Here is a 12961-nt window from a genome sequence, read left to right as displayed (position 1 = left end):
ACTCTGGGTGTTTTTAAAAAGGGTTAAACGTATTGTTGTTAACGTTAGTAATGAATCATCGTCGTCGTTCACTGTTCAGTGAAGAATATTGTTTTGCCAGTTCGACTAATACTGACGCCGATTTTTTAATACTGTAATTTTTAGACCACACCGCGGCATAACGCGCTACGGGTAATTCATCTTCAACCGGCAGTATAATAAACTGGTCTGAGCCAAAAGGCGCAATCATGTCGCGCGGGATCACCGTCAGGTAATCGGCATTCAGTACCAGGTTGTAGATGGTGACGACGGAATCGGTCTGGACGATGTTTTCAATGCTGATGTGGTTGTCTTGCAGGGTGGTCAGGAGTTCTTTGTAGTAGCCCATATCGGTTTGCGGCATCACCCACTGTTCATCCGTGAGCGATGCCAGTGTAGTCGATCCGGTGCATGTTCGGGATTTGCTGGCCACCAGCACAAATTCGGATTCAAACAACGGCTCAACATGCAGATCCTGAAGCAACATTTCATCACTCAGGGTACCAATCGCAAAGTCGAGTCGCCCGTCGCGAATGGCTGGCAGGAAAGAGGAGAGCTGCGCTTCATACATAGAGACTCGCGCTTTTGGGAACACTTCCTTGAATTTTTTGATCATTTCCGACAGGAAGGTGAAACCAATCAGCGACGGATAGCCAAAGGAAACATCCATAACGGTGCTGAAACTGAGGCTGTTAATTTCACTCACCATGTTTTTCATTTCGCGGGTGATCGACTCAGAGTAGGACAGCAGCACCTGGCCTGCGGCAGTCAGTTTTACGCCGGTGTTTTTGCGAACCATCACTTCAACACCGAAGTAGGACTCGATATCGTTGATAATTTTGCTGACAGCGGGTTGCGTCAGGCCCAGTTGTCTTGCTGCAGAACCTATGGAGCCACTTTTAATGACTTCCTGAAATACCACGAGGTGCTGTGTTTTCGGTAGAATAATAGTGTTCATAATATTCTGCGCTTATTTCCATATGACGGGGAAGGATTCTACTCAATATCGTTGAGAGGGGTATGTGCTGTTACTCACAATTTGCCTTTTCATACCGTTGCCCCACACTATCAAAACCCATTAAAAACTATATATATCAATTAATTGCATCATTATGAAAACATAATTACGCTGATATTGATCAATAAATACAGGCGTAATAAATTAATTTTATGGCGATAACATGAGCAGAACCATTCTATTTACCAATATCAATAAAGACTATCTTTCAGGCAATTAAAGGCTAATAAGTAGTCATTATTAATTTAAACGATTTTTATGCTTTATCAAAATTATCAATAATAATTTGCCGAAACAAACGGAAAGAGTGGAATACGTCACACATTTACAGGACAAATGTATTCATTTTCAATATATACACACCAATTAAGAAAAGAATAATCCCCATTAAAGCAACAATCGCTACAACTTAACAACACTGTAAAGTGAAGGTTTTTTAGCGTGAAATTTTGTGATTTCGATCGCTAACGGCGAGCGGTAAGATACTGAAGCGATAAAAACAGTGAAATGTGCTAAGTGTCGCAAATTTGAGAATTGATATCGTTTGTAAACATTGCCGGGCGGCGTTTAAAAGCAAAAACCCCGCCGAAGCGGGGGTTCTTTAAGAAGTTGAAGCTGACCGATAAAGCGGGTTCATTCAACTCGTCGGGTATCTACGGCGCTGGCGTTGCCTTCTGTCGCAGACTGTATCTCAGTTGGTGTTGCAGATAAAGTTGGTTTACAAGCAAAAGAAAGGCCGGGACAAAACCCAACCGTTCAACTCACAGATTGAATTCGCCAAAGCAGGGTTACCCTACCTTTCGACCTTGCCGGAATGCTTCGCGCGCTTCGTTCAAGCTCATGATATTAGCTCCACCAGCATAATCAGGATCACCGCTCTGAACTGAATCATTTTCCCAGTCACAGACAGGGCATAATTCAAAACTTCCCTCTCCGCTAAACTCGAACTGCTCACAACAGGGGCATAACATCTTGGCCTCAAAAATTTGCGACTTATTCATCTCGAAAGCCGGGTTTTCCATTGGCTTTACGCCATTCTTTGATTTCTTGAACAACCGCGACCGGACCACCTTTCCCTTCTTCTGGGTAATATATCAAATCAGAACCTGACGGATGTTCAGAAAGCCGCTCAAACTCTGCTACAGCAGCCATATGAGCCTTTTCTGAGGGATAGGTATCCATACAAATATCTTCAACAAAACTCAGGAATTCAGCTTCAGTAAAATCAGTGATTTCTTTATGCGTTGCCATTTTATTTTCCTTGGTGAATTTCGATGTGCCGCTTTGGTGTAGTGACACCTAAATTATCGACGTCATAAACTGCACCACCATTTCTGATTTCTTCAATATGATGAAGTTCATACTTGACCCTTTGCCCGATGCTATCGGGTTTTCTTGCGTAGGCGGATCGACCATTTTTCATCGTAGCTAAGTTGCGTGGATCAAATTGCTTTGACAGTTCAGGGTCTTTGCTGACCTCTTGCCAGAATGCTTCCCTGAAGCCATCAAAGTTGGAGAATGTACGACCACGCAGTTTATCTGCTATCTGAGACGGTATTGGTGATCCGTTACCCTGTCCCGCATCAGCTAACCAGGTGCCAGTAACCTTCTGGCCTTTGCCTGTGACTTGCCCCGGATTGTTGCGAATATAGATATAAATCGGCGGGATGTCTGACACGGGCAGGATCAGAATATAATCCGCGAAATTTTTCTCATCCGGTGCCGGAGTTGTTGTGCTGGTGATCTGAGTTCCATCCGGTAACGGGTTAACAAGGATGGTTCCCGGTAGCCGTGGCGGTGTCTGGTTGCCTGTGTTTGATGGTGTGTTAACTCCCGAACTGTCCGGAGTCCAGATGATTGTTACTGGGCTTTCTTCCTCAGTGGTGAAGGTGTACGCCTCATAGCGGCGGTCCCATTCCATCTTACGGACTCGCACCATATCTTTACCCGGTGGCGTGTGATATCCACGCGGTACGGGATTTCCGTTGGTGTCATTCTCCCACGAATAGCGAACACGCGTAGGGGCTTCCCTCATTTGTGCAAGCCGCATACGGTCGATGAAGTCCTGTTCTCCTTCATTGAGTTTGCCGGGCATCATGCCTACTAAGAATCCGGCAACGGAGGCACCAACGCCACCAGCGGCAATTTCCGCACCTCGTACCGCCCATGTTCCATATGTAGCAAATCGCCCGGCAACTTGTTCCAGAACGCCTGCCCCTGCGGTGGCTGTCTGTGCTCTGGTCGCGCTGACAGCGGCTGCGACTGCGGCCTGGTATTGTAACTCTTCGTGATTGCCGTTTAGCCACTTATAAAGAGCGCTGCGCTTCTTCGGTTTAGGGATATCTTCCGGGGCTTGTGGTTTTTTCTTTGCCGTCTGTGCGTGCTGTGGCGCATCTGAATCTGTTACAGCATCGGCAGCAGGTGCTGCCCGGAACAGGCCCATCTCTGCAAAATTAGTATGAGGTTCTTGTTGTTTCCCTGCATCTGTATTCCCTGAGCCACGCTCGCGGGATTTAGCGAAGACAGGGACAGGCAGCAGTACAGCAGTGCTAACCACTGGTGATGAACGTGAGGAAACGATTGTCGGCGGTGTGGTTACAGTTACCGATGCCATTTTTCCGGATTCACTGTGCGATTCATAGGTTTGTACGGTTATCTGCGGGATGATTTTTGCATTACAGGGGCAACTGCTGAAACTGTCCAGACTGCCTGCAACAAGGCGACCATCCGTCTTAATCCATCCAATGCCACCGACGATGCGGTAGGTATTGCCATCTTTACCACATGATACCCGATCACCCATCCGGGCAACTGAAGTCCCATTGGTTCTTCTGTTTGGTGCTCCTTCCAGCACACGACCGCCACAAGTGGTGGGATCGTACATATGAAGGATATATCCCTTAGCCATAACTCCCTCTAATTACAGTATATTAATCTCCATACGGCATTCATTGTACAAATAATAACCACAAAAAAGAAAGGGTTTTCGCTTTAAATAAAACCGCATTTTGAATAATTTACAAGGTGAATATTTCCTGCTTTTTCATTCACTTTATGAAGTGTCAAAGGTTTAGCTATAGGGGCAATGCTTTGACCTGGTGACGTAGGTAAAGGTATAAATGCTGCTGGACCGACCCCGCACTGCTGGCTGAATCGCAGCCCAGAGAGGCACGAAAAAGGCCGCCTGACGGGAGTCTGAAATGAAGGCTGTAGCGGTTGCCACGCTTTAGGACATTCGAGATGGAACAGCCGTTGGTGTGCCTCGTTTGTATCACAGTCTGTGTCACAGTTTTGCCTTAGTAAGCCTGAGACACACCAACGTATTGTTTTTGAATGAGTTGAAGCTGACCGATAAGCCGGGTTCTGTCGTTGGACAGTCATTCATCTAGGCCAGCAATCGCTCACTGGCTCAAGCAGCCTACCCGGGTTCAGTACGGGCCGTACCTTGTGAACCCCTATTTGGCCTTGCTCCGGGTGGAGTTTACCGTGCCACGGACTGTTACCAGCCGCGCGGTGCGCTCTTACCGCACCCTTTCACCCTTACCTGATCCCACTTGCGTGGGCCATCGGCGGTTTGCTCTCTGTTGCACTGGTCGTGGGTTTCCCCCCCAGGCGTTACCTGGCACCCTGCCCTATGGAGCCCGGACTTTCCTCCCCTCCGCCCGTCTCCCCCCGAAGGAGGACGACGACGAAGCGGCGACTGTCTGGTCAGCTTCGGCGCGCAGTATAGAGGGTTTGCGCGCCGCTGTCACCCTTGCGTGCGCATCCCCATCTGCAAAGTCGCCGCGATATTGCGTGAGGCGCGGTAAATGTTGTCGAATGCTCCCCGGAAAGCCTCTTCCAGCGAACCAATGCTGGTCAGTACACTGAACACCGCATCGATACCGTACAGGTGTACAACGCCCACGTCTTTGGTCAGGCTACCGGCGATACCAATCACCGGCTTGTGGTATTTTTTGGCGACATTCGCCACGCCGACGGGCACTTTGCCGTGAATACTCTGGCTGTCGATCCGCCCCTCTCCCGTCACAACCCAGGTGCAGTCGTGAATATGTTCTTCCAGGTTAAGCGCCTGAGTGACTATCTCAATACCGCTACGCAGCTCTGCGCCCAGGAATGCCATCAAAGCCGCACCCATTCCCCCCGCAGCACCCGCGCCCGGAACATGCTTCACGTCGATTCGCAGGGACGTTCTAATCACGTCCGCATAGTGGCTAAGATTGGCATCCAGCTCCAGGATCATCCCCTCATCCGCCCCTTTCTGCGGGCCAAAGATACGGGATGCCCCTTTTTCCCCCACCAGCGGGTTCGTCACATCACACGCCACGCGAAGGGTGCAGCTCTTCAGACGCGGATCAAGGCCTGACAAATCAATACTGTTGAGCGCCATCAGGCTACCGCCACCGTAACCAATCTCTTTGCCGTTGGCATCGCAGAGTTTTGCGCCCAGCGCCTGCACCATGCCAGCCCCACCGTCGTTCGTTGAGCTACCGCCAATACCGATAATGATATTGCGTGCGCCTTTATCCAGCGCACTGAGGATAAGCTCTCCGGTACCGCGTGAGGTGGTGACAAGTGGGTTACGCAGCGCAGGAGGCACAAGTGCCAGGCCGCTTGCCGCCGCCATCTCGATAAATGCAGTCTTACCATCGCCGGACATGCCCCAGCAGGCATTCACCTTTTCGCCCAGGGGCCCGGTCACAACGGCATGATGCTCCGCGCCCTGGGTTGCGGCAATCATCGCTTCGACCGTGCCTTCCCCACCATCGGCAACAGGAACAGAAACATAAAGTGCATCGGGGAAGATCTCCCGAAATCCTTTTTCTATCGCCTGAGCTACCTCGGTGGCAGAAAGGCTTTCTTTATAAGAGTCTGGAGCGATTACGATTTTCATAGTTGTAGCCTGTTACTGCACTCGGCAAAAATATCGGGCGCGTTCCCGCGCCCGTTTTTATTAGCGAGAAACTTCTACCTTCGCCAGTTTTTCGTAGTAACACGCAATCGCACTGTGATCTGCAGTGCCCAGACCATCGGCACGCAGCGCCTGCATCATCTCCATTACCGCCGCGGTCAGTGGCAACTGTGCGCCCACGCCGTGAGAGGTATCCAGCGCATTCGCTAGGTCTTTAATGTGCAGGTCGATACGGAAGCCTGGCTTGAAGTTACGATCCATCACCATTGGCGCTTTCGCATCCAGAACGGTGCTGCCTGCCAGACCGCCACGGATAGCCTGATACACCAGATCCGGGTTCACGCCCGCTTTGGTCGCCAGTGTCAGCGCTTCGGACATGGCGGCAATGTTCAGCGCCACAATCACCTGGTTTGCCAGCTTGGTTACGTTACCTGCGCCGATTTCACCGGTGTGTACAACAGATCCCGCCATCGCTTTCAGCAGGTCGTAGTATTTGTCGAAAATCGCTTTATCACCGCCCACCATCACCGACAGCGTGCCGTCGATCGCTTTGGGTTCACCACCGCTTACCGGGGCATCCAGCATATACACGCCTTTCACTTTCAGCGCTTCACTGATTTCACGGCTCGCCAGCGGGGCGATAGAACTCATATCAATCACTACCAGGCCCGGTTTGGCGCCTTCGATAATGCCGTTCTCACCCAGAGCAACCTCTTTCACATGCGGTGAGTTTGGCAGCATGGTGATGATCACATCGCACTGCTCGGCAATGGCTTTGGCGGTAGTTGCTGTTTCTGCCCCTGCGGCAATCACTTCAGCAACCGCTTCTGGATTACGGTCAGAAACCACCAGTGAGTAACCTGCTTTAATGAGGTTTTTACTCATTGGTTTACCCATGATACCCAGGCCAATAAAACCAACTTTCAGTGTCATAATTGCGTCTCTCTCTTTCTCTCAGGGGTGGTTATTTCTTAAAGGAATCAGCCAGTTTTTGCGTGGCAGAGCGGAATACGCCCAGATCACTGCCGACGGCAACAAACGTCGCACCCCATTCCAGGTAACGACGGGCATCGGCTTCAACCGGGGCCAGAATGCCGCACGGTTTGCCGTGCGCTTTGGCACGGGCAAAAATATGCTGGATGGCGCGTTGTACTTCCGGGTGAGACGCATTACCAAGGTGTCCAAAGGCGGCAGCCAGATCGCTTGGGCCAACGAAAATACCGTCAACGCCCTCGGTCGCCGCGATGGCATCGACGTTATCGACACCCTGCTGGCTCTCAATCTGCACCAGGATAGTGATGTTCTTGTTGGACTGCGCAAAGTAGTCCGGCACGGTGCCAAACATGTTGGCGCGGTGAGAAACAGACACGCCGCGAATACCTTCTGGCGGGTAGCGTGTTGATGCCACGGCCTGCACCGCTTCCTCGACATTTTCCACAAACGGGATCAGGAAGTTGTAGAAACCGATATCCAGCAGGCGCTTGATGATCACCGGTTCGTTAGTCGGGACGCGAACGACTGGCGCGCTGTTGCTGCCTTTCAGCGCCATCAGCTGTGGGATAAAGGTGCTGATATCGTTCGGCGCATGTTCGCCGTCCAGTACCAGCCAGTCGAATCCCGCCAGGCCGAGCACTTCTGTGCTGATTGGGCTTGCCAGAGCTGACCAGCAGCCAATCTGGATCTGGTGTGCCGCGAGGGCCGCTTTAAACTTATTCGGGAAGATTTCGTTACTCATCGCTTATACCTTTGCTTATTTCTGCAATTCCATACGTTTGATGTCGCCGACTACGAACAGGTAGCAGACCATCGCCATCAACGCTGAACAGCCAACGAATACCAGTGGAGTCACAATGGACGCCACGTTACCAAAGACGTTAAACACACCACCGCACAGGCCCACTATCTTTTTTGGTGCCGTGTCGGAAATCACCGACCAGCCCAGCCAAACGCGGAGAAGATATAGCCCATCGATACGGCACCCAGTTGCAGCTCCTTCGCCACTTCAGTACCAGCAATTGACAGCGTCGCACGGTCAGCGTAGTTAATCGCCGTAACGATAAATATAATCAGTAGAATTAAATATCGGGTAGGCACACCCTTTTTAGCTTCTACAGCAGTATCCAGTATCATGTTTATTTCCTCTGGCATATCGATAAATTTATATTTATAATTTTCAGAAATAATATTTCCTGATTATTTATCGATAGCAGGCAATATCAGGTAATTAACCAGATGCAATGGAATCGTGATTAAGTATAATCATCACCCGGCTGCCGCACATTGTTTTAATGCTCAATTATTACTCCAAATCTCAATATTATATTGAGCATATGCACAAAGCACTGGGCGCTGATGCACAGAATCACGTATTACTGACCAGGACGCGCGATCTCTGGCTTTGTTGAGTGATCTGGATCACATTCCTATCCTTTAAGTCCTGACATTCTTTATTTAAGAAAGCAGCATCTTTATTTGCTAATAAGAAAATAAACACCCAATCAGCTGCATTTATTATCAGACACTTTGCTGGAGAATACTGAACAATGGCCGACATTGAAATCCGACAAGCGTCGCCGACGGCGTTCTATATAAAAGTACACGACACAGATAATGTGGCGATTATTGTCAACGACAATGGTTTAAAAGCCGGAACCCGATTCCCGGACGGGCTGGAACTGATTGAGCATATTCCACAAGGACATAAAGTTGCCCTGGTGGATATCCCTGCTCATGGCGAAATCGTTCGTTATGGCGAGGTCATCGGCTACGCGGTTCGTGCCATCCCGCAAGGAAGCTGGATTGAAGAGTCCCTGGTTGAGCTGCCAAAAGCACCGCCGCTGAATACGCTGCCACTGGCGACCCGCGTTCCTGAACCGTTGCCGCCGCTGAAAGGCTATACCTTCGAAGGTTACCGCAATGCAGACGGCAGCGTGGGTACCAAAAACCTGCTCGGCATTACCACCAGCGTACACTGCGTGGCGGGCGTGGTGGACTACGTGGTAAAAATCATCGAACGCGACTTGCTGCCGAAATACCCCAACGTAGATGGTGTGGTAGGCCTGAACCACCTTTACGGCTGCGGTGTGGCCATCAACGCGCCGGCGGCCGTTGTGCCTATTCGTACTATTCACAACATCGCCCTGAACCCGAACTTTGGCGGCGAAGTGATGGTGATTGGTCTGGGCTGCGAGAAGCTGCAACCAGAGCGCCTGCTGCAAGGCACCGAGGATGTAAAAGCCATTCCGGTGGACGATGCCAGTATTGTCCGTTTGCAGGATGAGCACCATGTCGGTTTTAAATCGATGGTCGACGATATTCTTCAGGTTGCAGAACGCCATCTGGATAAACTGAACAAGCGCCAGCGTGAAACCTGCCCGGCCTCTGAGCTGGTGGTCGGCACGCAGTGCGGCGGCAGCGATGCGTTTTCCGGCGTAACGGCGAACCCGGCAGTCGGCTATGCCTCTGACCTGTTTGTACGCTGCGGCGCAACGGTGATGTTCTCTGAAGTCACCGAAGTGCGTGACGCCATCCACCTGTTGACGCCACGCGCCATCAATGAAGAGGTGGGTAAACGCCTGCTGGAAGAGATGGCCTGGTACGATAATTATCTCGATATAGGCCAAACCGACCGCAGCGCCAACCCGTCTCCGGGTAACAAAAAAGGCGGCCTGGCGAACGTGGTGGAAAAAGCCCTGGGGTCGATTGCCAAATCCGGCCAGAGCGCCATTGTGGAAGTGCTCTCTCCCGGCCAGCGCCCAACCAAACGCGGCCTGATCTACGCCGCAACGCCAGCCAGTGATTTTGTCTGCGGCACGCAACAGGTGGCGTCCGGCATTACGGTGCAGGTCTTTACCACCGGGCGCGGCACGCCGTACGGCCTGATGGCGGTGCCTGTCATTAAAATGGCAACTCGTACCGAGCTTGCCAACCGCTGGTATGACTTAATGGACATTAACGCCGGGACCATTGCCACCGGGGAAGAGAGCATTGAAGAGGTGGGCTGGAAACTGTTCCACTTTATTCTGGATGTGGCAAGCGGACGCAAGAAAACCTACTCTGATCAATGGGGATTACATAACCAGCTGGCGGTGTTTAACCCGGCTCCTGTGACCTGATTCCCCCTCATCCTACCCTCTCCCCATAAGGGAGAGGGTAAAAAAACTTAAACCAGCACCACGTCAATCCCGCTTTTCCGTAACCCTTCCAGACTCTCTGCAGGAATACCTTCGTCGACAATAATCATATCAATCCGTTGCGTATCAATGATTTTATGCAGGCTTGAGCGGTTAAATTTGCTGGAGTCAGTGACAACGATAATGCGCTCGGCAACCTCGCACATTTTGCGATTCAGACGGGCTTCGTCTTCGTTATGTGTGCTCACACCGCGATCGAGATCGATGGCGTCGACGCCCAGAAACAGCAGGTCAAAATGGTAATTCTGTAAGGACTGCTCCGCCTGGTCTCCGTAGAAGGATTGCGATTGACGCCGCAAATGCCCGCCGGTCATCAGCAGTTCCACCCCCTCCGCTTCCAGCAACGCATTCGCCACGTTCATCCCGTTTGTCATGGCAATCACCTCCGTGTGCTGACGCAGCATTCGGGCAATTTCAAATGTCGTGGTACCGGAGTCCAGGATGATACGGTGCCCGGGTTTCACCAGCGCAGCAGCGGCCTGCGCGATACTGCGCTTCACCGCCGTATTCAGCGAGCTTTTATCCTCCACGGAAGGCTCAACGCCCGGCATATTGCCTTCGCAAATCAACGCGCCGCCATAAGCACGAACAGCAATGCCCTGCTTCTCAAGAAAGGCCAGGTCGTTGCGGATCGTCACCGTCGAAACGCCGTAAAGATGAGAAAGATCGTTAACCTGCACGCTTCCCTGCGCCCGCAACCGCTGAATGATCTGCTCTCGCCTTTCACTGGTGCCTGTGACGCGCTTTTCCGCGGATGAATCGGTGCTGCTCATACGAGCTCCTTAATAAATAAACTTTCGTTTCATTTCGTTTTGACTATTAAGGCCTTTCTTTTACGGGAATGCAACCCCTCTCAGGCAGGTGGACGCAAGATAGCCTGGCGCTGAAACCTTTCATTATGTTTCTTTTGTGAAACAGATCGGAAAACTATTATCTTTCGTTTTATTTTTATACCACCATGATGCAGGATTAAATGAAACAAAACGAAAGATAAGAGTCATAACCATCCGAAACGGAGAGGAAAGTGAAACATCTGACAAAATTGGTGGAACAACATAAACGGGGGAATGCAAACGGGATCTATGCCGTCTGTTCCGCACATCCACTGGTACTTGACGCTGCAATTCGTTATGCGCATTCGCATCAAACACCGCTTCTGATTGAAGCCACCTCCAACCAGGTGGATCAGTTTGGCGGTTACACCGGCATGACACCTGCTGATTTTCACGGGTTTGTCTGCAAGTTGGCAGAATCTCTTGGTTTCCCGACGTCACAACTTATCCTCGGTGGAGACCATTTAGGCCCCAACCGCTGGCAAAATTTGCCTGCTCAACAGGCGATGGCAAATGCCGACGATCTAATCAAAAGCTATGTTTCAGCCGGATTCAAAAAGATCCACCTCGACTGCAGCATGTCCTGCAAAGACGATCCGGTTCCTCTGACCGATGCGATCGTCGCCGATCGCGCCGCGCGTCTGGCTAAGATTGCCGAAGAGACCTGCCGCGCACTGTTTGGTGTATCCGATCTGGTTTACGTTATCGGCACGGAAGTTCCGGTTCCCGGCGGCGCGCACGAAACGCTTACCGAGCTTGAAGTCACCACGCCAGATGCGGCCCGCGCGACGCTTGAAGCGCATCGGCACGCCTTTGAAAAGGAAGGATTAAACGACATCTGGCCACGCATTATTGGTCTGGTGGTTCAGCCTGGCGTGGAATTCGACCATGCGCATGTCTGCGACTATCAACCGCAGAAAGCCGTCGCGCTAAGCAAAATGGTTGAAACCTACGACACGCTGGTATTTGAAGCGCACTCCACTGACTACCAGACCCCGCAAGCGCTGCGCCAGCTGGTAAACGATCACTTCGCGATTCTGAAAGTCGGCCCTGCCCTGACCTTTGCCCTGCGTGAAGCCCTCTTCTCTCTGGCCGCTATTGAAGAGGAACTGCTGCCAGTAAAAGCCAGCTCTGGTCTGCGCCATATTCTGGAAAACGTGATGCTCGACCGACCGGAATACTGGCAGAGCCATTACCACGGTGACAGCAACGCCCGACGACTGGCGCGCGGCTATAGCTACTCCGACCGTGTGCGCTATTACTGGCCTGACAGCCAAATTGACGACGCTTTTGAACAGCTGGTGCGAAACCTGGCAGACGACCCCATACCGCTACCACTTATCAGCCAGTACCTGCCGCTACAGTACGGCAAAGTTCGCGAGGGTGCTCTCAAGTCAACACCACGGGAACTCATCATCGACCATATTCAGGACATACTCCAGCAGTACCACGCCGCCTGCGAAGGCGTAACGACTCAAAACGCATAATTAGAAAAGAGGAAAACGCTATGCCAAACATTGTCTTATGCCGCATTGATGAACGCCTGATCCATGGTCAGGTGGGCGTGCAGTGGGTGGGGTTTGCAGGGGCGAACCTGGTACTGGTCGCTAACAATGAGGTAGCTGAAGATCCGGTTCAACAAAACCTGATGGAAATGGTACTCGCGGAAGGGATCGCCGTGCGTTTCTGGTCACTGCAAAAAGTGATCGACAACATTCACCGCGCCGCCGACCGCCAAAAAATCCTGCTGGTCTGCAAATCACCCGCCGACTTTTTGACACTGGTTGAGGGCGGCGTGCCCATCACCCGGATCAACGTCGGAAACATGCACTACGCCAATGGCAAACAACAAATTGCCAAAACGGTATCTGTCGACGCGAGCGATATCGCTGCGTTCAACGGCCTGAAATCTGCCGGAGTGGAATGCTTCGTTCAGGGCGTGCCAACAGAAACTGCTTTGGATCTCTTTAAACTGCTCTGAGGGATT

Annotated in this window: 12 protein-coding genes, 1 other RNA gene and 1 pseudogene; 3 read left to right on the top strand and 11 right to left on the bottom strand. The window is 51.4% G+C overall.

Annotation, left to right across the window (positions count from 1 at the left end):
- Nucleotides 1-55 precede the first annotated feature (55 nt).
- The 10 genes and pseudogenes from tdcA to ACS603_RS10315 form a co-directional block, all read right to left on the bottom strand.
- Complete coding sequence (gene tdcA, locus ACS603_RS10360; protein ID WP_182062575.1) at nt 56-976, bottom strand: transcriptional regulator TdcA; 921 nt, start codon at nt 974-976, stop codon at nt 56-58.
- An 848-nt stretch (nt 977-1824) separates the two neighbouring features.
- Nucleotides 1825-2007 (bottom strand): CPCC family cysteine-rich protein, encoded by a 183-nt coding sequence (locus ACS603_RS10355; RefSeq protein ID WP_474944220.1) that lies wholly within the window; start codon nt 2005-2007, stop codon nt 1825-1827.
- Between the two features lie 22 nt (nt 2008-2029).
- Nucleotides 2030-2287, bottom strand: coding sequence for a bacteriocin immunity protein (locus ACS603_RS10350; RefSeq protein ID WP_474944188.1), 258 nt, complete (start codon nt 2285-2287; stop codon nt 2030-2032).
- Nucleotide 2288: 1 nt separating this feature from the next.
- The gene (locus tag ACS603_RS10345) at nt 2289-3944 is read right to left on the bottom strand and encodes an S-type pyocin domain-containing protein (protein ID WP_474944187.1); all 1656 of its coding nucleotides are present in this window, start codon (nt 3942-3944) and stop codon (nt 2289-2291) included.
- A 428-nt stretch (nt 3945-4372) separates the two neighbouring features.
- An RNA gene (gene rnpB, locus ACS603_RS10340) (RNase P RNA component class A) lies at nt 4373-4752 on the bottom strand.
- Nucleotides 4753-4784: 32 nt separating this feature from the next.
- Nucleotides 4785-5930, bottom strand: coding sequence for a glycerate 2-kinase (gene garK, locus ACS603_RS10335; protein WP_315686907.1), 1146 nt, complete (start codon nt 5928-5930; stop codon nt 4785-4787).
- A gap of 60 nt (nt 5931-5990) precedes the next feature.
- Nucleotides 5991-6881, bottom strand: a complete 891-nt coding sequence (gene garR, locus ACS603_RS10330; RefSeq protein WP_474944186.1) for a 2-hydroxy-3-oxopropionate reductase — start codon at nt 6879-6881, stop codon at nt 5991-5993.
- 31 nt (nt 6882-6912) lie between these two features.
- Nucleotides 6913-7683 carry a 2-dehydro-3-deoxyglucarate aldolase gene (gene garL / locus ACS603_RS10325; protein ID WP_182062583.1) on the bottom strand — a complete coding sequence of 257 codons (771 nt, stop codon included), beginning with the start codon at nt 7681-7683 and terminating at the stop codon, nt 6913-6915.
- Nucleotides 7684-7698: 15 nt separating this feature from the next.
- Nucleotides 7699-7878, bottom strand: coding sequence for a hypothetical protein (locus tag ACS603_RS10320; protein WP_474944185.1), 180 nt, complete (start codon nt 7876-7878; stop codon nt 7699-7701).
- Nucleotides 7879-7883: 5 nt separating this feature from the next.
- Nucleotides 7884-8078 (bottom strand): annotated as a pseudogene (locus ACS603_RS10315) (MFS transporter); the annotation flags it as partial.
- A 413-nt stretch (nt 8079-8491) separates the two neighbouring features.
- On the opposite strand from ACS603_RS10315, the gene garD reads away from it, so the two are divergent.
- Nucleotides 8492-10063 carry a galactarate dehydratase gene (gene garD, locus ACS603_RS10310; protein ID WP_474944184.1) on the top strand — a complete coding sequence of 524 codons (1572 nt, stop codon included), beginning with the start codon at nt 8492-8494 and terminating at the stop codon, nt 10061-10063.
- Nucleotides 10064-10110: 47 nt separating this feature from the next.
- On the opposite strand, the gene ACS603_RS10305 is transcribed toward garD, so the two are convergent.
- On the bottom strand, nt 10111-10914 hold the full coding sequence (locus tag ACS603_RS10305; RefSeq protein WP_315686908.1) for a DeoR family transcriptional regulator: 804 nt from the start codon (nt 10912-10914) through the stop codon (nt 10111-10113).
- Between the two features lie 251 nt (nt 10915-11165).
- Between ACS603_RS10305 and kbaZ the strand changes: the two genes are divergently transcribed.
- The gene (kbaZ, locus tag ACS603_RS10300) at nt 11166-12461 is read left to right on the top strand and encodes a tagatose-bisphosphate aldolase subunit KbaZ (RefSeq protein ID WP_474944183.1); all 1296 of its coding nucleotides are present in this window, start codon (nt 11166-11168) and stop codon (nt 12459-12461) included.
- Nucleotides 12462-12481: 20 nt separating this feature from the next.
- Nucleotides 12482-12955: a PTS N-acetylgalactosamine transporter subunit IIB gene (gene agaV, locus ACS603_RS10295; protein WP_315686910.1), complete on the top strand. Its 474-nt coding sequence runs from the start codon at nt 12482-12484 to the stop codon at nt 12953-12955.
- The last annotated feature ends 6 nt before the right edge of the window (nt 12956-12961 follow it).

Source organism: Enterobacter sp. Li2LvB3 (genome assembly GCF_056156645.1).
The sequence above is the reverse complement of the archived record's forward strand: the minus strand, read 5'-3'. Positions and strand labels throughout refer to the sequence as shown.